This window comes from Streptomyces tendae (assembly GCF_008632955.1).
GTDB lineage: Bacteria > Actinomycetota > Actinomycetes > Streptomycetales > Streptomycetaceae > Streptomyces.
Window position 1 is genome coordinate 1,291,058 of sequence record NZ_CP043959.1, and the last position, 20,168, is coordinate 1,311,225.

The 20,168-nt window shown below is 71.7% G+C and carries 20 protein-coding genes; 12 read left to right on the plus strand and 8 right to left on the minus strand.

The window, feature by feature from the left end; all coding sequences use genetic code 11:
• Positions 1–75: 75 nt before the first annotated feature.
• From atpA to F3L20_RS06170, 5 genes are all read left to right on the plus strand, one after another.
• Entirely contained in the window at positions 76–1,665 is a 1,590-nt protein-coding gene (atpA, locus tag F3L20_RS06150) for a F0F1 ATP synthase subunit alpha (protein WP_150152856.1), read from the plus strand.
• A 21-nt stretch (positions 1,666–1,686) separates the two neighbouring features.
• Entirely contained in the window at positions 1,687–2,604 is a 918-nt protein-coding gene (locus F3L20_RS06155; RefSeq protein ID WP_150152859.1) for a F0F1 ATP synthase subunit gamma, read from the plus strand.
• Positions 2,604–4,040, plus strand: coding sequence for a F0F1 ATP synthase subunit beta (atpD, locus tag F3L20_RS06160; RefSeq protein WP_150152861.1), 1,437 nt, complete (start codon positions 2,604–2,606; stop codon positions 4,038–4,040). The genes F3L20_RS06155 and atpD overlap by 1 nt, the downstream gene beginning before the upstream one ends.
• Positions 4,041–4,171: 131 nt before the next feature.
• Entirely contained in the window at positions 4,172–4,549 is a 378-nt protein-coding gene (locus tag F3L20_RS06165; RefSeq protein WP_145827379.1) for a F0F1 ATP synthase subunit epsilon, read from the plus strand.
• 128 nt (positions 4,550–4,677) lie between these two features.
• A complete protein-coding gene (locus tag F3L20_RS06170) occupies positions 4,678–5,124 on the plus strand; it encodes a DUF2550 domain-containing protein (RefSeq protein WP_145827380.1) in 447 nt (148 codons plus the stop codon).
• An 80-nt stretch (positions 5,125–5,204) separates the two neighbouring features.
• On the opposite strand, the gene F3L20_RS06175 is transcribed toward F3L20_RS06170, so the two are convergent.
• The 4 genes from F3L20_RS06175 to F3L20_RS06190 form a co-directional block, all read right to left on the minus strand.
• Positions 5,205–7,031, minus strand: coding sequence for a glycoside hydrolase family 18 chitinase (locus tag F3L20_RS06175; RefSeq protein ID WP_150152864.1), 1,827 nt, complete (start codon positions 7,029–7,031; stop codon positions 5,205–5,207).
• A 130-nt stretch (positions 7,032–7,161) separates the two neighbouring features.
• Positions 7,162–7,803 (minus strand): response regulator, encoded by a 642-nt coding sequence (locus F3L20_RS06180; protein ID WP_150152867.1) that lies wholly within the window; start codon positions 7,801–7,803, stop codon positions 7,162–7,164.
• A complete protein-coding gene (locus F3L20_RS06185; RefSeq protein WP_150152870.1) occupies positions 7,803–8,993 on the minus strand; it encodes a sensor histidine kinase in 1,191 nt (396 codons plus the stop codon). Before F3L20_RS06185 ends, F3L20_RS06180 begins: the two co-directional genes overlap by 1 nt.
• A 92-nt stretch (positions 8,994–9,085) precedes the next feature.
• A complete protein-coding gene (locus F3L20_RS06190; protein WP_150152873.1) occupies positions 9,086–9,925 on the minus strand; it encodes a helix-turn-helix transcriptional regulator in 840 nt (279 codons plus the stop codon).
• Positions 9,926–10,057: 132 nt separating this feature from the next.
• On the opposite strand from F3L20_RS06190, the gene F3L20_RS06195 reads away from it, so the two are divergent.
• The 3 genes from F3L20_RS06195 to F3L20_RS06205 all read left to right on the plus strand — a co-directional run bounded on the left by F3L20_RS06195 (position 10,058) and on the right by F3L20_RS06205 (position 11,750).
• Entirely contained in the window at positions 10,058–10,837 is a 780-nt protein-coding gene (locus F3L20_RS06195) for an SDR family NAD(P)-dependent oxidoreductase (protein ID WP_150152876.1), read from the plus strand.
• A 125-nt stretch (positions 10,838–10,962) separates the two neighbouring features.
• Entirely contained in the window at positions 10,963–11,553 is a 591-nt protein-coding gene (locus tag F3L20_RS06200) for a hypothetical protein (RefSeq protein WP_150152879.1), read from the plus strand.
• On the plus strand, positions 11,550–11,750 hold the full coding sequence (locus F3L20_RS06205) for a DUF5708 family protein (protein ID WP_150152882.1): 201 nt from the start codon (positions 11,550–11,552) through the stop codon (positions 11,748–11,750). Before F3L20_RS06200 ends, F3L20_RS06205 begins: the two co-directional genes overlap by 4 nt.
• Positions 11,751–11,767: 17 nt before the next feature.
• On the opposite strand, the gene F3L20_RS06210 is transcribed toward F3L20_RS06205, so the two are convergent.
• Together F3L20_RS06210 and F3L20_RS06215 are read right to left on the minus strand one after the other, a co-directional pair.
• Positions 11,768–12,340 carry a cob(I)yrinic acid a,c-diamide adenosyltransferase gene (locus F3L20_RS06210; protein ID WP_150152885.1) on the minus strand — a complete coding sequence of 191 codons (573 nt, stop codon included), beginning with the start codon at positions 12,338–12,340 and terminating at the stop codon, positions 11,768–11,770.
• 95 nt (positions 12,341–12,435) lie between these two features.
• Positions 12,436–13,101, minus strand: a complete 666-nt coding sequence (locus F3L20_RS06215; RefSeq protein WP_150152889.1) for a maltokinase N-terminal cap-like domain-containing protein — start codon at positions 13,099–13,101, stop codon at positions 12,436–12,438.
• Between the two features lie 249 nt (positions 13,102–13,350).
• On the opposite strand from F3L20_RS06215, the gene F3L20_RS06220 reads away from it, so the two are divergent.
• The 3 genes from F3L20_RS06220 (at position 13,351) to F3L20_RS06230 (ending at position 17,448) form a co-directional block, all read left to right on the plus strand.
• Positions 13,351–14,199: a 3-hydroxyacyl-CoA dehydrogenase family protein gene (locus F3L20_RS06220; RefSeq protein ID WP_150152892.1), complete on the plus strand. Its 849-nt coding sequence runs from the start codon at positions 13,351–13,353 to the stop codon at positions 14,197–14,199.
• Between the two features lie 153 nt (positions 14,200–14,352).
• Complete coding sequence (locus F3L20_RS06225; RefSeq protein WP_019524073.1) at positions 14,353–14,676, plus strand: STAS domain-containing protein; 324 nt, start codon at positions 14,353–14,355, stop codon at positions 14,674–14,676.
• 261 nt (positions 14,677–14,937) lie between these two features.
• On the plus strand, positions 14,938–17,448 hold the full coding sequence (locus F3L20_RS06230) for an ATP-binding protein (protein WP_150152895.1): 2,511 nt from the start codon (positions 14,938–14,940) through the stop codon (positions 17,446–17,448).
• 82 nt (positions 17,449–17,530) lie between these two features.
• Here F3L20_RS06230 and nucS read toward each other — a convergent pair whose 3' ends face one another.
• Entirely contained in the window at positions 17,531–18,202 is a 672-nt protein-coding gene (gene nucS / locus F3L20_RS06235) for an endonuclease NucS (RefSeq protein ID WP_145827392.1), read from the minus strand.
• A gap of 288 nt (positions 18,203–18,490) precedes the next feature.
• Here nucS and F3L20_RS06240 point away from each other — a divergent pair, with 288 nt between their 5' ends.
• Complete coding sequence (locus tag F3L20_RS06240) at positions 18,491–18,883, plus strand: SCO5389 family protein (protein WP_024884539.1); 393 nt, start codon at positions 18,491–18,493, stop codon at positions 18,881–18,883.
• A gap of 84 nt (positions 18,884–18,967) precedes the next feature.
• On the opposite strand, the gene F3L20_RS06245 is transcribed toward F3L20_RS06240, so the two are convergent.
• Positions 18,968–19,996, minus strand: coding sequence for an LLM class flavin-dependent oxidoreductase (locus F3L20_RS06245; protein WP_150152898.1), 1,029 nt, complete (start codon positions 19,994–19,996; stop codon positions 18,968–18,970).
• Positions 19,997–20,168 lie beyond the last annotated feature (172 nt).

The window sequence follows — 20,168 nt, forward strand, 5'->3', positions numbered from 1 at the left end:
TCACCTCATATTGGGGGGAGTCCCCATACCCCCCAAGTGAAACTTCGGGCCCAACAAGGAGAGCAGGGAACTCAGATGGCGGAGCTCACGATCCGGCCGGAGGAGATCCGGGACGCGCTGGAGAACTTCGTCCAGTCGTACAAGCCGGACGCGGCCTCGCGCGAGGAGGTCGGTACGGTCACCCTGGCCGGTGACGGCATCGCGAAGGTCGAGGGCCTGCCCTCGGCCATGGCCAACGAGCTGCTGAAGTTCGAGGACGGCACCCTCGGCCTCGCCCTCAACCTCGAGGAGCGCGAGATCGGTGCCATCGTCCTCGGTGAGTTCAGCGGCATCGAGGAGGGCCAGCCGGTCACCCGCACCGGCGAGGTGCTGTCCGTCGCCGTCGGCGAGGGCTACCTCGGCCGCGTGGTCGACCCGCTCGGCAACCCGATCGACGGCCTCGGCGAGATCGAGACCGAGGGCCGCCGCGCCCTCGAACTGCAGGCCCCCACGGTCATGCAGCGCAAGTCGGTGCACGAGCCGATGGAGACGGGCTACAAGGCCGTCGACGCCATGACCCCGATCGGCCGTGGTCAGCGTCAGCTGATCATCGGCGACCGTCAGACCGGCAAGACCGCGCTGGCCGTCGACACGATCATCAACCAGCGGGACAACTGGCGCTCCGGCGACCCGAAGAAGCAGGTCCGCTGCATCTACGTCGCCATCGGCCAGAAGGGCTCCACCATCGCGTCGGTCCGCCGCGCGCTGGAGGAGAACGGCGCGCTGGAGTACACGACCATCGTCGCCGCCCCGGCGTCCGACCCGGCCGGCTTCAAGTACCTGGCGCCGTACACCGGCTCGGCCATCGGCCAGCAGTGGATGTACGACGGCAAGCACGTCCTGATCATCTTCGACGACCTGTCGAAGCAGGCCGACGCCTACCGCGCCGTGTCGCTGCTGCTGCGCCGCCCGCCGGGCCGCGAGGCCTACCCGGGTGACGTCTTCTACCTGCACTCCCGTCTGCTGGAGCGCTGCGCGAAGCTCTCCGACGAGATGGGCGCCGGTTCGATGACCGGTCTGCCGATCGTCGAGACCAAGGCCAACGACGTCTCGGCGTTCATCCCGACCAACGTCATCTCCATCACCGACGGCCAGTGCTTCCTGGAGTCGGACCTGTTCAACGCCGGTCAGCGTCCCGCGCTGAACGTCGGTATCTCCGTCTCCCGAGTCGGTGGTTCCGCGCAGCACAAGGCGATGAAGCAGGTCTCCGGCCGTCTGCGCGTGGACCTCGCCCAGTTCCGTGAGCTGGAGGCGTTCGCCGCCTTCGGTTCCGACCTGGACGCCGCGTCGAAGGCGCAGCTGGAGCGCGGTCAGCGCATGGTCGAGCTGCTGAAGCAGGACCAGTACCAGCCGATGTCGACCGAGGACCAGGTCGTCTCCGTCTGGGCCGGCACCACCGGCAAGATGGACGAGGTGCCGGTCGCCGACGTCCGTCGGTTCGAGAAGGAGCTCCTGGAGTACCTGCACCGCAAGGAGCAGGGCCTCATGACCTCCATCCGCGAGGGCGGCAAGATGTCGGACGACACCCTGCAGGCCGTGGCCGACGCGATCGCCGAGTTCAAGAAGCAGTTCGAGACGAGCGACGGCAAGCTGCTCGGCGAGGACGCCCCGTCCGCCGCCAAGTGACGTAAGGAAGGGACCTGACTCATGGGAGCTCAGCTCCGGGTCTACAAGCGTCGCATCCGATCCGTCACCGCGACCAAGAAGATCACCAAGGCGATGGAGATGATCGCCGCCTCGCGCGTCGTCAAGGCGCAGCGCAAGGTGGCGGCCTCCACGCCGTACGCGCAGGAACTCACCCGCGCGGTCACGGCGGTCGGAACCGGGTCGAACACCAAGCACCCGCTCACCACGGAGGCGGAGAACCCGACCCGTGCCGCGGTCCTGCTCCTCACGAGCGACCGCGGCCTGGCCGGCGCCTTCAACGCCAACGCCATCAAGTCGGCGGAGCAGCTGACCGAGCGCCTGGAGCGCGAGGGCAAGCAGGTCGACACGTACATCGTCGGCCGGCGCGGTGTGGCCCACTACAACTTCCGTGAGCGCAAGATCGCGGAGACGTTCACCGGCTTCACCGACGAGCCCTCGTACGCGGACGCCAAGAAGGTCGCGGCTCCGCTGATCGAGGCGCTGCAGACGGAGACCGCGGACGGCGGCGTGGACGAACTCCACATCGTCTACACCGAGTTCGTGTCGATGATGACGCAGACGGCGATCGGCTCCCGGCTGCTGCCGCTGCGCCTCGAGGAAGTGGCCCAGGACGACGCCGCCAAGGGCGAGATCCTGCCGCTGTACGACTTCGAGCCCTCGGCGGAAGACGTCCTCGACGCGCTGCTGCCGCGGTACGTGGAGAGCCGCATCTACAACGCGCTGCTCCAGTCGGCCGCTTCGAAGCACGCCGCCACGCGGCGCGCGATGAAGTCGGCCACCGACAACGCGGGCGAGCTGATCAACACGCTCTCCCGTCTTGCCAACGCGGCCCGCCAGGCCGAAATCACCCAGGAAATCAGCGAGATCGTCGGTGGCGCCAGTGCCCTGGCCGACGCGACCGCGGGGAGTGACAACTAATGACCACCACTGTTGAGACCGCGACGGCTACGGGCCGCGTCGCCCGGGTCATCGGCCCGGTCGTCGACGTGGAGTTCCCCGTCGACGCCATGCCGGAGATCTACAACGCCCTGCACGTCGAGGTCGCCGACCCGGCGAACGAGGGCCAGCTCAAGACGCTGACCCTGGAGGTCGCCCAGCACCTGGGTGACGGCCTGGTCCGCACCATCTCCATGCAGCCCACCGACGGTCTGGTCCGCCAGGCCCCGGTGACCGACACCGGCTCCTCCATCTCGGTGCCGGTCGGTGACTTCACCACGGGCAAGGTGTTCAACACCCTCGGTGAGGTGCTGAACTCCGACGAGGAGTACACGGGCGAGCGCTGGCCGATCCACCGCAAGGCGCCGAACTTCGACGAGCTCGAGTCGAAGACCGAGATGTTCGAGACCGGCGTCAAGGTCATCGACCTCCTCACCCCGTACGTCAAGGGTGGAAAGATCGGCCTGTTCGGCGGTGCCGGCGTCGGCAAGACGGTGCTCATCCAGGAGATGATCTACCGCGTCGCCAACAACCACGACGGTGTGTCGGTGTTCGCCGGTGTCGGTGAGCGCACCCGTGAGGGCAACGACCTCATCGACGAGATGAGCGAGTCCGGCGTCATCGACAAGACGGCGCTGGTCTTCGGCCAGATGGACGAGCCCCCGGGCACCCGTCTGCGCGTGGCCCTCGCCGGCCTGACCATGGCGGAGTACTTCCGCGATGTGCAGAAGCAGGACGTGCTGTTCTTCATCGACAACATCTTCCGCTTCACCCAGGCCGGTTCCGAGGTGTCGACCCTGCTCGGCCGTATGCCCTCCGCGGTGGGTTACCAGCCGAACCTGGCCGACGAGATGGGTCTCCTCCAGGAGCGCATCACCTCGACCCGTGGTCACTCGATCACCTCGATGCAGGCGATCTACGTCCCCGCGGACGACCTGACCGACCCGGCCCCGGCCACCACCTTCGCCCACCTCGACGCGACGACGGTTCTCTCCCGTCCGATCTCCGAGAAGGGCATCTACCCGGCCGTGGACCCGCTGGACTCGACGTCCCGCATCCTCGACCCGCGGTACATCGCGGCGGACCACTACAACGCCGCGATGCGCGTGAAGAACATCCTGCAGAAGTACAAGGACCTGCAGGACATCATCGCGATCCTCGGTATCGACGAGCTCGGCGAGGAGGACAAGCTCGTCGTCCACCGTGCCCGTCGCGTGGAGCGCTTCCTGTCCCAGAACACCCACGTCGCCAAGCAGTTCACCGGCGTCGACGGGTCGGACGTCCCGCTGGACGAGTCGATCGCGGCCTTCAACGCGATCTGCGACGGCGAGTACGACCACTTCCCGGAGCAGGCGTTCTTCATGTGCGGTGGCATCGAGGACCTGAAGAAGAACGCGAAGGAGCTGGGCGTCTCCTGACCCCCGCGCTCTGACGTGAGCCGAACGGCTCACCCTTGAGGGGGCGGGCACGTCCCGCCCCCTCTGTCACGCCCACTAGACTTGTAACCAACACCCGGCACAACCGCCGGGTGGTGACCCGAGGAGCCACCTTGGCTGCTGAGCTGCACGTCGCGCTGGTCGCGGCCGACCGAGAGGTCTGGTCCGGCGAGGCCACCCTGGTCGTCGCGCGCACCACGTCCGGCGACATCGGCGTCATGCCCGGTCACCAGCCGCTGCTCGGTGTGCTGGAGTCGGGCCCGGTGACCATCCGCACGCCCGAGGGCGGCACGGTCGTCGCCGCGGTGCACGGCGGATTCATCTCGTTCGCAGACAACAAGCTGTCCCTGCTGGCCGAGATCGCCGAGCTGTCGGACGAGATCGACGTCCAGCGCGCGGAGCAGGAGCTCGCCCGCGCGAAGGCGGAGGACGACGCCGAGGCCCAGCGCGCCGCGGACGTCCGTCTGCGGGCGGCGACGGCGGGGCGCTGATCCCGGCGCGGTGAGATGACGTCACTCAGCCGCGGCCGGCACCGGAGCGATCCGGAGCCGGTCGCGGCTGAGGCAGATCTGGATGATTTTTCCGTTCCGTTACCTAGGAGACGAGGAGGTCGGTGTCGATGGTCCTCGCTCTGACTGTGTGCGGAATCGTCGTGGCCCTCGTGGTGGTGGGGCTCTTCGTCTTCGGCCTGCGGCGCCGCCTCATCCAGCGGTCCGGCGGCACCTTCGACTGCAGCCTGCGCTGGGACGCCCCCGAGAAGGGGGACGCCGGCGGCAAGGGCTGGGCGTACGGGGTGGCCCGCTACAACGGTGACCGGGTCGAGTGGTTCCGGGTCTTCTCCTACGCCCCCCGTCCCCGCCGTGTCCTGGAGCGCTCCGCGATCGAGGTGGCCGGCCGCCGCCTCCCCGAGGGCGAGGAGGAGCTGGCGCTGCTGTCGGACGCCGTGATCCTGGCCTGTCTGCACCGGGGGACGCGGCTGGAGCTGGCGATGAGCGAGGACGCGCTGACCGGTTTCCTCGCCTGGCTGGAGGCGGCGCCTCCCGGCCAGCGGGTGAACGTCGCCTGATCTGCTGACGTCCGTGCAGCACATCGCCCCTCCTCCCGGCCGGGAGGAGGGGCGATCCGCGTTGCCGGGGCGGGGAGGGGTTACCTCAGTCCGGCGTCGACGGCGCTCGCCAGCTCACCGTTGCTGGTGTCGCCGCTGAACTCCCAGTAGAAGGCGCCGCCGAGGCCCTGGGCCTTGGCCCACGCCATCTTGGAGTTGATGGTGGCGGGGGTGTCGTAGGACCACCAGTTGGTGCCGCAGTGCGCGTACGCGGTGCCGGCGATCGTGCCGGTGGCCGGGCAGCTGTTCTTGAGGACCTTGTAGTCCTCGATGCCCGCCTCGTACGTGCCGGGCGCGGCGCCCGTCGCGGTGCCGCCGGGGGCGGACTGGGTGACGCCGGTCCAGCCGCGGCCGTAGAAGCCGATGCCGAGCAGCAGCTTCTTGGACGGGACGCCCTTGGCCTTCAGCTTGGCGATGGCGTCGGCCGAGTTGAAGCCGGCCTGCGGGATGCCCGCGTACGACGTGAGCGGCGAGTGCGGGGCCGTCGGACCCTGCGCGTTGAAGGCGCCGAAGTAGTCGTAGGTCATCACGTTGTACCAGTCGAGGTACTGGGCGGCGCCACCGTAGTCGGCCGCGTCGATCTTGCCGCCGTTGGAGCCGTCGGCGGTGATGGCCGCGGTGACCAGGTAGTTCTGGCCGAACTCGTTGCGCAGCGCCTGGGAGAGGTTCTTGAACGCCGCCGGGCCGGAGCTGTCACAGGTCAGACCGCAGGCGTTGGGGTACTCCCAGTCGATGTCGATGCCGTCGAAGACGTCGGCCCAGCGCGGGTCCTCCACGACCTGCTTGCAGGACCGGGCGAACGCGGCGGGGTTCTGCGCCGCCTGGCCGAAGCCGCCGGAGTAGGTCCAGCCGCCGAAGGAGTACAGCACCTTGATGTGCGGGTACTTGGCCTTCAGCTGGCGCAGCTGGTTGAAGTTGCCGCGCAGCGGCTGGTCCCAGGTGTCGGCCTGGCCGCTGACCGACTGGTCGGCGGTGTAGGCCTTGTCGTAGGCGGCGTACGTGTCGTCGACGGTGCACTGCCCGTTCTTCACGTTGCCGAAGGCGTAGTTGATGTGCGTGATCTTCGAGGCGGTGCCCGAGGTCACCAGGTTCTTGACGTGGTAGTTGCGGCCGTAGACGCCCCACTCGGTGAAGTAGCCGAGCTTGACCTTGTCGCCGGTGGGCGGCGGCTCCTCGGTGCTGCCGGTGGTGCGGACCCGCACCGCGCCGCTGACCGGGCCGGTCTGGTCGGCGGTGTCCCGGGCCTGCACGGTGTAGGAGTAGTCCGTGCCCTTGGCCAGGCCGCTGTCCGTGTACGAGGTGCCGGTCACGGTGGCGACGCGGGAGCCGTCGCGCAGCACGTCGTAGTTCTTGACGCCCTTGTCGTCGGTGGCCGCGGACCAGGACAGGCGCACCGAGGTGTCGGTGACGTTCGAGGCGGTGGGAGTGCCGGGGGCGCTCGGCGGGTTGTCGCCGGGGTTGGTGGTGCCGCCGTCACAACTGCCGCCGTTGAGCTTGCAGTTGGCGGGGGAGCCGGAGCCGCTGCCGTTGAAGCCGAAGCTGATGGAGGCACCGGGGGCGAGCGTGCCGTTCCAGGACTTGTTCTTGGCGGTCCAGTGGGTGCCGGAGGAGGTGACGTCGGCGTCCCAGGCGGAGGTGACCGAGGTGCCGGAGGGGAAGTCCCACTCGACGGTCCAGGAGCTGAGGCTGGTGGTGCCGGTGTTCTTGACGGTCCACTTGCCCTCGAAGCCGGAGCCCCAGTCCTGGGTCTTGACGTAGGTCGCGGTCGCGGACGTCGCCGCCTGGGCGTTGCTCGCGAGGCCTACGAGGCCGGCGAAGGGGAGCACGAGGGTCGCGATCCCTGCCGCGACTCTGTGTCTGAAGCGCATGCCGCGCCTCCTTCTGGGGGATGGGGGCACGACTGAGCCTTCGTGCCCACGGTGCGGCGAGAATAGAAAGGTCTGGACCACGGGTCAATAGGTCTGGACCACTGTGCGCGGTTGTTCGTGAATTAAACCTTCACAGCCCCAACTCCTGGGCCAGAACCGCCGCTTGCACCCGGCTGCGCAGCTCCAGCTTGCCCAGCAGGCGGCTGACGTGCGTCTTCACCGTGGCCTCGGCCATGTCCAGGCGCCGGGCGACGGCGGCGTTGGACAGCCCCTCCCCGAGGCAGGCCAGCACCTCCCGCTCGCGCCGGGTGAGCGCGTCCAGCACCGACGGGTCTGCCGTCACCGGCCGGGCCGGCTTCGCCGCGAACTCGGCGATCAGCCGCCGGGTCACGGCCGGGGCGACGATCCCCTCACCGGCGGCCACCGTACGCACCGCCTCGATCAGGTCCTTCGCCTCCGTGTTCTTCAGGAGGAACCCGGCCGCGCCGGCCCGCAGCGCCCCGAACACGTACTCGTCGAGGTCGAACGTGGTCAGCACCAGCACGTCCGCGAGGTCCTCCGCGACCACCATCCGGGTCGCCGACACCCCGTCGAGACGCGGCATCTGCACGTCCATCAGCACCAGGTCGGGCCGCAGTTCACGCGCGAGTTCGACCGCCCGCTCGCCGTCCGCCGCCTCCGCCACCACCTCGATGTCCGGCGCGCTGCGCAGGATCAGGACCAGTCCCGCACGCACGGCGGACTGGTCCTCGGCGACCAGGACGCGGATCATCAGGCTTCTCCTTGTTCGACGTCGGTGACGGGAAGGGTGGCACGTACCACCCACAGGGTGCCGTCCGGGCCGCTCTCCGGCCCGGCCTCGAACGTGCCGTCCAGCAGGGCGGCCCGCTCCCGCATGCCGACCAGTCCGGCCCCCGACCCCGGCGCGCGCGGGGTGTCCCGGTCGCCGTGGACACTGGTCACCCGGATCTCCAGGGCGTCGGCCGGGCGCCGCAGGCACACGGTGACCGGACCGGCCGAGGCGTGCTTCAGGGCGTTGGTCAGCGACTCCTGCACGATCCTGTACGCGGCCAGCTCGACCGGTGCGGGCACGGCGCCGTGCTCGGTGTCCAGGGTGACGTCGAGTCCGTTGGCGCGGGCGCCCGCCACCAGGGCGCCCAGACCGTCGAGGGTGGGGGTCGCGGACGGCTCCCGGTCGTCGGCGCCGTCGCGCAGGATCCCGATGAGCCGTCGCATCTCGGCCAGTCCCTGCACGCTGTTCCGCCGGATCACCGTCAGCGCCTCCCGCGAGGTGCCGGGGTCGTCCAGGGAGAGGGCGGCGGTGGAGTGGATGGCGATCGCGGAGAGGTGGTTGGCGACCATGTCGTGCAACTCGCGGGCCATCCGGGCGCGTTCCGCGGTCACCGCCTGGACCCGGTCCATCTCCGCCAGCAGCGCGGTCTGTTCGGCCCGCAGCCGGGCCGCGTCGGCGGCGTCACGGTGGTTGCGCACGATGAGGCCGGTCGACGCGGGCGCGAACGTCAACGCGCCCGCCACCAGCCCCAGCAGCAGGGCCTCGGGCACCCGCCACACGGCGTACGGCACCAGCGTCGCCGCGATGGTCACGACGCCGGTGATCCACGGCAGCCGGCGTGCGGTGGCGGGCGTGCCGTAGACGACGGCGGCGTACACCAGGTCGGTGTACATCACGATGGTGGCGATGCTGCCCCGGGTCACCGTGTCCGCGGCCAGCGCCACGGTGCCGGCCAGCACCGCGGTGCGCGGGGCACTGCGGCGCAGCAGTTCGCAGCACGCCATCACCGCGAGCGGCACCAGGAGCGCCGACCGGCCGTCGACCAGCACGAGCGGGTCGTCGCCCGGCCGCACCCCCAGCCCGAAGCCCCACAGCAGCAGTCCGCCCAGAAGCCCGGCGAGCGCCACCGACACGTCGAAACGGGGCGGACGGAGCTGTCGTAGGGCCATGCCCCCCATCTAAGCCGACCCGCCTCGGCAGTCCGACGGGGCGCGGGAGCGCGTCGGCCGCTGGGGCACCGCCCCTCGGGTCCCGGTGCGCCTCAGCCGGCGGGGGCCTGGATGCCGAGCGTGGTGATCAGCGCGAGACGCTCGGCGTCCTCGGTGCCGGGCTCCGCCGTGTAGACCATGATGTGCAGGTCGCTGCCCTCCAGGGTGAGGATGTCGCAGTCGAGGGTGACCGCGCCCGCCCGCGGATGGTCGATCGTCTTGCGGGCCGACTCGTGGCGGCCGGTGATCCCGGAGTCCCACAGCTCGGCGAACCGGTCGCTGTCCCGGCGCAGGTCGGCGACCAGCCGCCCGAGCCGCCGGTCGTCCGGATAGCGCGCGGTGGCCGCACGCAGGTCGGCGACCAGCGCGCGCCGCAGCGCCTCCCGGGACCCCGCGGTGTGCCGCACCCGCTCGCCGTGGCCGAGGAAGGCGCGCCACACGCCGTTGCGCCGGTGGCCGTGCCATCCGGACGGGTCGCCCATGAGGGCCGCGTAGGGCGGGTTGGCCACCAGCAGCGTCCAGGTGGCGTCGTGGACGGCGACGGGAGTGCCGGTCAGCCGGTCCAGCACCCGCTGCACGCCCGGCGTGAGCCGGGTGGGCACACACTCCGGACCCGGCGAGCGCAGACCGCCCAGCCGGAACAGGTGTGACCGCTCGGCGTCCGACAGCCGCAGCGCCCGGGCGAGCGCCTCCACGACCTGCTCCGACGGGTGTGTGGCACGCCCCTGTTCGAGGCGGGTGATGTAGTCCACCGAGATCCCGGACAGCTGGGACAGCTCCTCGCGCCGCAGACCCGGGGCGCGCCGGAGACCGCCGGCGGGGAGACCGGCCGCTTCCGGCGGGACCCGGTCACGCCAGCGGCGCACCGCCCGCCCGAACTCCGTCGTCGCCATGCCCCCAGTGTGCCCGCCCCGCATCCGGTGTTCCTGGTACCGCCGTTCCCAGGAACACCGGACGACTGGCCGGCCGCGCGGCCGGCGCGCAGGCTCGGACCCGTGGACGGAAGCAGGACGAAAGGAACGACGATGACCGAGCTCGCACTCGTCACCGGTGCCACCTCCGGGATCGGCAGGGCCTACGCCGAGCGGCTGGCCGCCGACGGCCACGACCTGGTGCTCGTCGGGCGGCGGCGGGAACGCCTGGAGGAGTTCGCCGCCGCGCACCCCGAGGTCACGGTCAGGACCGTGGCCGCCGACCTGTCCACCCCCGAGGGCATCGACACGGTCGCCCGGACCGCCGCGGCCGAGCCGCTCACCATGCTCGTGAACAACGCCGGTGTCGCCCACTACATGCCGTTCGCCGAACTCCCCGCCGACAGGGCCACGGAACTCGTCCACGTGAAGGTCCTCGCCCCCACGCTGCTCACCCGCGCCGCGATCCCCGGGATGCGCGAACGCGGCACGGGCACGGTCGTCAACGTGGCCGGCATGATCGCCTTCGGCGGCCCCGCGCCGCAGGGCCGGCTGCCGCACCGGGTGGTCTACGGCGGGAGCCTCGCGTATCTCGTCGCGATGTCCCAGATGCTCGGCACGGAACTCGCGGGCACCGGGATCACCGTGCAGGTCCTCTGCCCCGGCGTGGTGGCCACCGAGTTCCACGAGCGGCAGGGCCTGGACCTGAGCGCGGTGCCCCGGATGACGGCCGAGGACGTCGTCACCGCGAGCCTGCGCGGCCTGGACCTGGGAGAGACCGTCTGCGCCCCGGGCGTGGAGGACACCGGTCTGCTCGACGCGGCCTTCCGGGCCGGACTGGCCGCCTTCGAGGGGCAGAGCCCCGAGCTCGCCACCCGCTACCGGGCCGCCTGAGCCGCCGCGGCCGCCGACCCGGACCGGTGACTGCGACTTTCGATGTACCGCGGGTTCGTCGGCGGCGACGACGCGCCGGGCCGCTCCGCACGGAAGCCTGGAAGGGTGACCGAGAGGAGCGAACCGTGATCGTCGCCTTGATCATCGCCTGCGAGGTGGGGTTCTGGGTGCTGCTGGCGGCCGGACTGGCCTTCCGGTACCTGCTGCGGATGCGGCGCACCGGAATGGCGCTGCTGCTGTGCGAGCCGCTTCTGGAGCTCGTGCTGCTGGCCGCCACCGCGTGGGACCTGAAGAACGGCGCGGAGCCGAACTGGACCCACGGGCTCGCCGCGCTCTACATCGGTTACACGGTCGGCCACGGCCACCGCACGGTGCGCTGGCTCGACGGGCACGCGGCGCACCGCTTCGACGGCCGCCCCCTGGTGCGGCCGCCGCGATACGGCCTGGCGCGCGCCCGCCACGAGACCACGGTGTGGCTCGGCACGCTGGTGGCCGCCGCCGTGGCGACCGCGCTGCTCCAGCTCGCCATCTGGTACGTCGACGACCCGGGCCGCTCCACCTCCCTGGAGGCCTGGCGCTTCACCGCCTGGCGGGCGGCCGGCATCCACGGCCTGGTGGCGCTGGCCTACTGGATCTGGCCCAAGAAGGCACCCAAGGGCAGTGAGGAGAGCGTGCGGGACGCCGCCGGCGCGGAGCGGGACCGGGTGGGCCGGTGAACACGGCGCACGGCACCCTGCTCGCGGGCGTCCTCACGGCGCTCGCCGGCCTGCTGCTGTGGCGGTACACCGGGGGAGTGGACCTGCCGGTGGTCACGCCCTCCAGGGCGGGCGTGGTGCTGATGTGCGTCGGGGCCGCCGAGGCACTGCTCGGAGCGTTCCGCGCGGTGCGCGCCACGCAGGGGCGGCCCCGCTGAGTGCCCGGGTCCCGCGCTCAGCGCTCGCCGCCCGGCACCCACAGCACGTCGCCGGTCTCCTTGTTGGCGATGCGGGCCAGGATGAACAGCAGGTCCGACAGGCGGTTGAGGTACGTGGCGGTGAGCGGGTTCATCGTCTCGCCGTGCGCCTCCAGGGCGGCCCAGGTGGAGCGCTCGGCCCGGCGCACCACCGTGCACGCCTGGTGCAGCAGCGCCGCGCCCGCGGTGCCGCCCGGCAGGATGAAGGAGCGCAGCTTCTCCAGCTGCTCGTTGAAGCGGTCGCAGTCCTCCTCCAGCCGGTCGACGTAGAACTGCTCGACCCGCAGCGGCGGGTACTTCGGGTCCTCCACCACCGGCGTCGACAGGTCGGCGCCCACGTCGAACAGGTCGTTCTGCACGCGCGTGAGGACCGTGACGACCTCCTCCGGGAGCCCGCCCAGGGCCAGCGCCGTACCGATGACCGCGTTCGCCTCGTTGGCGTCGGCGTAGGCGGAGATGCGCAGATCGGTCTTGGCGACCCGGCTCATGTCGCCGAGGTGGGTGGTGCCCTTGTCGCCGGTCCGCGTGTAGATGCGTGTCAGGTTGACCATGAGGTCAGCCTAGTGACGCCCCGGCGGCCCAGGGCACGCGTGTGCGCACCGTCACGGCGCGACCCCGCACGGCACGACGTTCACCGGGCGCTCCCCTACGGGGCGGGCGGCGGCGTGAGCAGCAGCACCATGAGCCCCTGTACGCGGGTGCCGTCCTCCGCGTCCCACGCCCCGGCGACATGGCCCGCGGCGCCCGGGTCCGCCTGCGGTGTGCCGTCCGGGGCGGGCCGCAGGGTGCGCAGCACCCGCAGCACCGTGCCGTCCGGGGCGGTGAGCTCGGTGTGCTCCCCGGTGTCCGTGACGGCGGGGAACTCCGCCGGCACGGGGCCCTCGCCCGCCAGGGCGCGGGTGACCTCCCGGTCGGGGGTGTCGCTCGCGCTCTGTGCCTGCGGCTCCGCCCGACCCTCGACCAGCGCCGCCAACTCGGCGACGGCCACCGGGTCGTGGCATGCGTCGTAGACCCAGCGGCGGCCCAGCACGCCGTGCTCCGTGGTGCCGACGAGGGCCGCTTCCGCCCCGTCGAGCGGTGCGCCGCGGTAGGTGAGCGGCACGAGGTAGGCGGCCGGCGCGGAGCCGGAGGCGTCCGTGGCGACCAGGAACTCGATCCCCACCTCGCCCCGGGGGTCGTCGAGGCGGAAACCGCCCGCCCTGGCGAGCCGCGGGCCCTCCGGGGCGCCGTGGTACCAGGGGCGCGACGGCAGCCAGGCCGCCAGGAGCTCCAGTTTGGTCGGCTCCAGGGTGGTGCGGTGGATCACGGCCATGCCGGGCTTCTCCTTCGTCGGGCGGACACCGGGACCCCTACCCTCGCACCCGTCCGCGACGCGTCGCGACGGCTTCGCGCCCGTCACTCCCGGCGTCTGACGGACCGTCGGCTCTCCGTGTGTGTGCCGCCGGTGTGATGTCCGTCATGTGAGACGTGACGCGCGTTACTTACCGGTCACAGGGCCCCCCACGCCCGCTAATGTCCGCTCCTGGAGAACATGGACAGCGCGTATCAGGGGAGTCGCACAGTGGCACGCAAGCTCGCCGTCATCGGGGCCGGTCTCATGGGGTCCGGCATCGCCCAGGTCTCCGCACAGGCGGGCTGGGAGGTCGTCCTGCGTGACGTCACCGACGAGGCGCTGACGCGGGGCACGGACGGGATCAAGGCGTCGTACGACAAGTTCGTCGCCAAGGGGAAGCTGGCGGCCGAGGACGCCGAGGCCGCCCTCGCTCGCATCACCACGACCACCGACCTCGACGCCTGCGCGGACGCGGATGTCGTCGTCGAGGCCGTGTTCGAGAAGCTGGAGGTCAAGCACGAGATCTTCCGCACGCTCGACAAGCTGGTGCGCGAGGACGCCGTGCTCGCCTCCAACACCTCCGCCATCCCGATCACCAAGATCGCGGCCGTGACGGAGCGCCCGGAGCGGGTCGTCGGCACGCACTTCTTCTCGCCGGTGCCGATGATGCAGCTCTGCGAGCTGGTCCGCGGCTACAAGACCAGCGACGAAACCCTCGCCAGGGCACGGGAGTTCGCCGAGTCGGTCGGCAAGACCTGCATCGTGGTCAACCGCGACGTCGCCGGCTTCGTCACCACCCGCCTCATCTGCGCCCTCGTCGTCGAGGCCGCCAAGCTGTACGAGTCGGGCGTGGCGAGCGCCGAGGACATCGACCTGGCCTGCAAGCTGGGCTTCGGCCACGCCATGGGCCCGCTGGCCACCGCCGACCTCACCGGCGTGGACATCCTGCTGCACGCCACGGGCAACATCTACACCGAGTCGCAGGACGAGAAGTTCGCAGCTCCCGAGCTGATGCGCCGGATGGTTGACGCCGGTGACATCGGGCGCAAGAGCGGGCAGGGCTTCTACGAGCACTGAGACCGCGATCACCCCGGCGTGCGTCACACGCCGGGGTGAATTCGGTATCGGTTCGCTCACAGGTAGCAACCTCCGAGGTCGTTACGCAGTCAGAGGTTGCAATACCGGCCGACAGAACACCGCGGAGCACGAGACGCATCACGGGGAGCGCATATGCACATCAGGGGCGACCACGCCGAGCTGGTCGTCGGGGGCCGCCTCGACGTCCGCAGCGCGGCGGACGCCCGTACGGTCCTTCATTCGGCCGTCGACGACGGCGTCGGCGACCTGGTGCTGGACCTGTCCGAACTGGACTCCTGGGACGCCACCGGACTCGGCGTGATCATGGGGGCACACCGACGGGCCGGCCGCTGCGGCCGGCGCCTGGTGCTGCGCGACGTACCGCCGCAGATGCAGCGCCTGTTGGTGGCCACCCGGCTGCACCGGATCCTGGCGATCGAGGGGGGCATCGGGGTGGACACACTGCCCCGCGTGTAAGGGCGTACGGGGGCGCAAAGGACGAGCGGAAGGACCCGGGCCGACGCCCGCGAACCCCTCCCCGCGCGCACAATCCTCACGAGACCGTGACCACTCGGACGCCCTGGCACCCCGGACTGTCGTGGATACTGACCGAAGGTTTAGGGTTCGGCTGCCCGCTGCCTTGCAACCCTCGAGCGGGCCCGGACCAGAAGCGACAGCGCGGTGTGCAGCGAGGCCGGGGAGGGCTTCAGCCACGACGCTTTTGGGGGGCTAGGACCTATGGACCCGAACCACACGGGACCCGAGGAGTACGGCCACGGCGGTGACGGCGACACGCCGCGCCAGCGCCCTCCCAGGGAATCCCTCACGTCAGACTTCGCACAGCACGCGCCCGTGCCCGCCCGCACGGTGCAGCTCGTCTCCGGCGACTTCCTGCTGACCGTCAACCCCGTCGACGGCAGCGAGATCGAGCCCTGCCCGCCCGCGGAGCGACCGGACCCTCCCGTGAAGCTCACCGAGGCCGAACGCGCCGAGGTGGAGCGCGCCGCGACCCCGCCCGTCCCCCCTGGCCCGGCGCAGCCCGCGCTGCCGCTGCTGGCCCGGCAGGACGAGCGGGAGAACCTGGTGCGGCTGCTCGCCCGGGGCCGCTCGGTGCGCCTGGTGGGTCCCGGAGGCTCGGGCCGCACCCGGCTCCTCGACGTCGTCGCCGAGGACTGCGCCGACCTGGCCCCCGACGGTGTCGTCCGCCTGAGCGGCCACCGGCGCTCCTCCGACGACGTGCTGTACGACCTCTTCCACGCCGTCCACGACGCCCCCCTGCACCGCCCGGACCGGGACGAACTGCTCACCCGCGTCCGCGAGATCGGCGCCGTCGTCGTCCTGGACGACCTGGAGTTCGGCGGGGCCGCGCTCGACCAGCTGCTGGACGCCACCCCCGAGTGCGCCTTCCTGTTCGCCGTCACCCCGGACGTGGCCGACCCCTCCGCCGACGCCGGCGTCGAGGACGTCGAGCTGTCCGGGCTCGACCGCGCGGCCGGCCTCGACCTGCTCGGCCACGCCGTCGGCCGCGGCCTCACCGACGAGGAGGCCACCTGGGCGGGCGACCTGTGGTTCGAGTCCGAAGGGCTGCCGCTGCGCTTCGTCCAGGCCGGCGCCCTGCTGCGGCAACGCGACCGGCTGCGGGCCGGCGCCGGCGCCGTCGACGAGTTCGGCGTCTTCGAGGACGTACGGCCCGACGAGGCGCCCTACGACCCGGTCGACGACGACGAGGTGCCGCTGCCCGCGCTCGGCGAGGCCGCAGCCCCCGCGCCGCTGCTCGCCTCCCGGCTCAGCGCCTCCGCCCGCGCCACCCTGCGGTTCGCCGTCGCACTCGGCGGCGAGGTGCCCCACCAGGCGCACCTGCCCGCCCTGGTGGGCGACACCCACGCCGACGCCGCCCTCGGCGAGCTGGTCGCCTGCGGACTGGTCTCCCCGGTCGGCGCCCGCTACCGGCTGGCCGCCGGTGTGCCGGCCCAGCTGGAGGCCGCCGGGTACGCCGACGACGCCGACGAGCAGGCCCGCGCCGCCGCACGGCACTACGCCTGGTGGACGGGGCACCCCTCGGTCACCCCGGAACGGGTCTGCGCCGAGTCCGACGCGGTCCTCGCCGCTCTCACCGCCCTCTCCCCGCTCGCCCCGGGCTCCGCCGAGGGCGAGCCGAGCACGGCCGTGCAGCTCGCCCGCACCGCCGCGCCCGCCTTCGCCGCGGGCATGCACTGGAGTGCCTGGGAGCGGGCGCTGCGCGCCGGTGCGGAGGCCGCGCGGATCGCCGGGGACGTGGCGGAACAGGCCTACTTCCACCACGAGCTCGGCATCCACGCGCTGTGCGCCGGACAGCTCGACCGGGCGCGCGCCGAACTGGAGGCCTCCATCGGCCTGCGCGGTGCCCTCGCCGACAAGCGCGGCACGGTCGCGGGCCGCAGGGCGCTGGCCCTGGTCGCCGACCGCTCCGGCGTCCCGCTCGCGCTCGCGCCGACCGCGGGGGAGGAGGTGCCCGAGGCCCATGTCGAGGAGTCGGCGCCCCCGCCCCGCGGTGTGCCGATGGCCTTCCCCGACCTGCAGCCCCCGGCCGACACCGGCCTGGTCGTCACCCGCGGGGTGCCGGCCACCGCGCCCTCGCCGGCGGGCAAGGCGGGCGGGCTGAAGGGACTGGCCCGGCGCAACCTGGTCGCGGCCGGCGCGGGCGCGCTGCTGGTCGCCGTGCTGGGCACCGTCGTCACCCTCGGCGCGACCTCCGGGAACGACCCGGCGAACCCGTCCGAGAACGTGGGCGTGAACCCGTCCGCGAGCCAGGGCGCCGACGACGACGGCAGCCTCGACGCGGACCCGGCGTCCGGCAACAAGGGTGACACCGGGCGGGCCACCAGCCGGCCCTCCGACCCGGGCCCGGACGGCACGCTCGGCACTGCGGACGACCCGACGCCGACGGCCACGGAGGCCGACGAGCCGACGGACGGGGCGACCGGCACCAAGAGGCCGGGGGAGCCGACGAAGTCGCCTTCGAAGACTCCCTCGAAGCCGCCCACCAGTTCGAAGCCGCCTACGAGTTCGCAGCCGCCCACCAGCTCCGAGCCGCCCACGAGCTCCGAGCCGCCCACGAGCTCCGAGCCGCCGACGGAATCCGAGCCGCCGCCGGACGGGCCCGAAACGACAGCGAGCGACACCGCCTCCTCCGCCCCCGTGGAGACCTCCGCGAGCGCGGACCAGAGCACCGCCCCGGGCACGCCCGACGGTGCCGAGACGCTGATCTGACCCGCCGGAGCCACCGGACACGCCAGGGGGCCGGGTTCCCGTACGGAACCCGGCCCCCTGGCCTGTCGTCGTGGCCCCGCGCTCAGAACAGGCGGAGCTTGTCGTCCTCGATGCCGCGCAGGGCGTCGTAGTCGAGGACCTGGCAGCCGATGCCCCGGTCGGTGGCGAGCACCCGCGCCTGCGGCTTGATCTCCTGGGCGGCGAAGACGCCACGCACCGGTGCGAGGTGCGGGTCGCGGTTCAGCAGCTCCAGGTAGCGGGTGAGCTGTTCCACTCCGTCGATCTCACCGCGCCGCTTGATCTCCACCGCGACGGTCTGCCCCTCGGCGTCCCGGCACAGGATGTCGACCGGTCCGATCGCCGTCATGTACTCGCGGCGGATCAGGGTGTAGCCCTCTCCGAGGGTCTCGATGCGGTCGGCGAGGAGCTCCTGAAGGTGTGCTTCCACGCCGTCCTTGATCAGGCCGGGATCGACGCCGAGTTCGTGCGAGGAGTCGTGGAGAACCTCCTCCATCGTGATGATGAGCTTCTCGCCCGCCTTGTTGACGACGGTCCAGACGCCCTCCTCCTCGCCGGTGCCCTCCTTCAGGGTGCAGGGCGGCGACATCCAGTTGAGGGGCTTGTAGGCCCGGTCGTCGGCATGGATCGAGACGCTGCCGTCCGCCTTGACCAGGATCAGACGGGGTGCCGACGGCAGGTGCGCGGTGAGCCGCCCGGCGTAGTCCACGGAGCAGCGGGCAATGACGAGACGCATGGTCGGCAACGCTACTCGACCGGCCGGGGTCGGCGCGATTCGCCCTCACAGGCGCCCCGCGGGGCTCGGGAGGCGCGTCCTGTATCTCCTGGAAAACGCGTGTTGTGCGGTGGCCGATTACCGGCCCACAGGAAGTTCCGCATCCGAGCATTCTCCTGGTGCGGTCACGGTCCGTTGCTTACGGTATTGAACGGGAGGTCGCGAACTGTGTACGCAGCGTGCCCGTTCTCGCGCACTCCCTTATCTGTCAGGCAACCCCTGTGCGTTGGGGGTGCGAGAGGAGAACCCATGTCGCTCGACGTCTCACCGGCCCTACTCGAACAGGCCGAGCGAGGCGAGGTCGACGAAGCTGACTTCGTCGACTGCGTCCGGACCTCCCTGCCCTATGCGTGGGAGATGATCAGCTCCCTGGTGGCCCAGCTGAAGGTCGACGGCGGAGCCTTCGCCGACAACCAGACGCCCCCGCCGGACGAGCAGGCACGCGGTCAGCTGCTGCGTGCGCTCGCGAGTGACGCGATACGCGGCGCGCTGCAACGGCACTTCGGTGTTCGGCTGGCCTTCCAGAACTGCCACCGGGTGGCCGTGTTCCCGCTTGACTCCTCGGTCGACGAGACGCTGGCCCGCTTCACCTCGGTGCGCAACCAACTGCTCAACCAGTCGCCGGAGCTTCGCGACTGCTGACGCTCCATCGATGGCTTGCCGCTCCGTACGCGGGAGGTGCGGTCTGTACCGGGGCGGCAAGCATCCTTGGAACGTCCACGATCGTCAGGCGAGTTGGGGGAGCACCTCGGCCCCCAGCCGCCGTACGTTCTCCTCGGTCGCCGCCAGGTCGCCGGACCCCTCGACGAGCAGGGCGAAGCGGGAGATCCCGGTCCGCTCGCTGGTCGCGGCGAGCCGGTCCGCGCACAGCCGCGGGGTGCCCACCGGATGCAGTCCGCAGAGGAGTTCGGTGTACGCCAGCGGGTCGCGCATCCGGCGCTCCCGCCCGTCCACCGTCACATGCGCCTCCAGCCCCTGCTTCAGCCAGCCCGGCATCGCCTTCATCAGGGTCTCCGCCGCGTCCGTGCGCCGGTCCGCGATCTGGCAGACGCCGGCCGAGACGTGGGCCGCGCCGTCGATCTCCGCGGCCGGCCGCCCGCAGGCGCGTGCGTGGCGCCGCCACAGGGCGACCATCTCGGCCTTCTCCTCGTCCCCGACGTGCATGCCGAGCAGCATCGGCAGTCCGCGCTCGGCGGCCAGCCGCACGCTCGACGGGGAGGTGCAGGCGACCACCACCTCCGGGCCCGCGGTCTCGGTGAGTGCCTCCGACGGGCGGGGAACCACGGGCACCTCGCGGAACCGGTACCGCTCGCCGTCCGCCCCGACGGACGGTTCGCGCAGCCAGCGCATCAGCAGATCGAGTGCTTCCGGGAACCCCTTCTCGTACGCCTCCAGGCCGGCCCCGAACACCTCCAGGTCGACCCACGGCCCGCCCCGGCCGAGGCCGAGGGAGAACCGCCCGCCGCTGGCGACGTGCAGCAGCGCGGCCTGTTCGCCGAGCGCGACGGGGTGGACGGTGGGCAGCACGCTGACCGCCGTGCCGACGCGCAGCCTGCGGGTGCGGCCGAGCAGCATCGCCGCCAGGGTGACGGCGGACGGACAGGTGCCGTAGGGCACGAAGTGGTGCTCGGCCAGCCAGACCGTGTCGAGGCCCGACTCCTCGGCCACCTCGGCCGAGCGGACGGCGCGGTGCAGCGCCTCCCCCTCGCCCTGCCCGGGGAACTGGGCGGCCAACACGAAACTTCCAACGCGCATTGCTTTTTCCTGCTTCCTTGGCTCCGACGCGGAGCTCCCCCGCAGGGCATAACCGCCCGACACGTGCCGAGGACACGGCCGGGCGAGCGATTTTGCGGATTGTCTGCAGAATGGGCCGCTCACGAGGGGCCGCCACATGCCACGGAGTGACTTGTGACGATTGGTGCCCTAC

What these genes read in the sequence shown, in the direction of transcription:
- atpA (WP_150152856.1), top strand. Translation starts at nt 76, where the DNA reads ATGGCGGAGCTCACGATCCGGCCGGAGGAGATCCGGGACGCGCTGGAG.
- F3L20_RS06155 (WP_150152859.1), top strand. Translation starts at nt 1,687, where the DNA reads ATGGGAGCTCAGCTCCGGGTCTACAAGCGTCGCATCCGATCCGTCACC.
- atpD (WP_150152861.1), top strand. Translation starts at nt 2,604, where the DNA reads ATGACCACCACTGTTGAGACCGCGACGGCTACGGGCCGCGTCGCCCGG.
- F3L20_RS06170 (WP_145827380.1), top strand. Translation starts at nt 4,678, where the DNA reads ATGGTCCTCGCTCTGACTGTGTGCGGAATCGTCGTGGCCCTCGTGGTG.
- F3L20_RS06175 (WP_150152864.1), bottom strand. Translation starts at nt 7,031, where the DNA reads ATGCGCTTCAGACACAGAGTCGCGGCAGGGATCGCGACCCTCGTGCTC.
- F3L20_RS06180 (WP_150152867.1), bottom strand. Translation starts at nt 7,803, where the DNA reads ATGATCCGCGTCCTGGTCGCCGAGGACCAGTCCGCCGTGCGTGCGGGA.
- F3L20_RS06185 (WP_150152870.1), bottom strand. Translation starts at nt 8,993, where the DNA reads ATGGCCCTACGACAGCTCCGTCCGCCCCGTTTCGACGTGTCGGTGGCG.
- F3L20_RS06190 (WP_150152873.1), bottom strand. Translation starts at nt 9,925, where the DNA reads ATGGCGACGACGGAGTTCGGGCGGGCGGTGCGCCGCTGGCGTGACCGG.
- F3L20_RS06195 (WP_150152876.1), top strand. Translation starts at nt 10,058, where the DNA reads ATGACCGAGCTCGCACTCGTCACCGGTGCCACCTCCGGGATCGGCAGG.
- F3L20_RS06210 (WP_150152885.1), bottom strand. Translation starts at nt 12,340, where the DNA reads ATGGTCAACCTGACACGCATCTACACGCGGACCGGCGACAAGGGCACC.
- F3L20_RS06215 (WP_150152889.1), bottom strand. Translation starts at nt 13,101, where the DNA reads ATGGCCGTGATCCACCGCACCACCCTGGAGCCGACCAAACTGGAGCTC.
- F3L20_RS06225 (WP_019524073.1), top strand. Translation starts at nt 14,353, where the DNA reads ATGCACATCAGGGGCGACCACGCCGAGCTGGTCGTCGGGGGCCGCCTC.
- F3L20_RS06230 (WP_150152895.1), top strand. Translation starts at nt 14,938, where the DNA reads ATGGACCCGAACCACACGGGACCCGAGGAGTACGGCCACGGCGGTGAC.
- nucS (WP_145827392.1), bottom strand. Translation starts at nt 18,202, where the DNA reads ATGCGTCTCGTCATTGCCCGCTGCTCCGTGGACTACGCCGGGCGGCTC.
- F3L20_RS06240 (WP_024884539.1), top strand. Translation starts at nt 18,491, where the DNA reads ATGTCGCTCGACGTCTCACCGGCCCTACTCGAACAGGCCGAGCGAGGC.
- F3L20_RS06245 (WP_150152898.1), bottom strand. Translation starts at nt 19,996, where the DNA reads ATGCGCGTTGGAAGTTTCGTGTTGGCCGCCCAGTTCCCCGGGCAGGGC.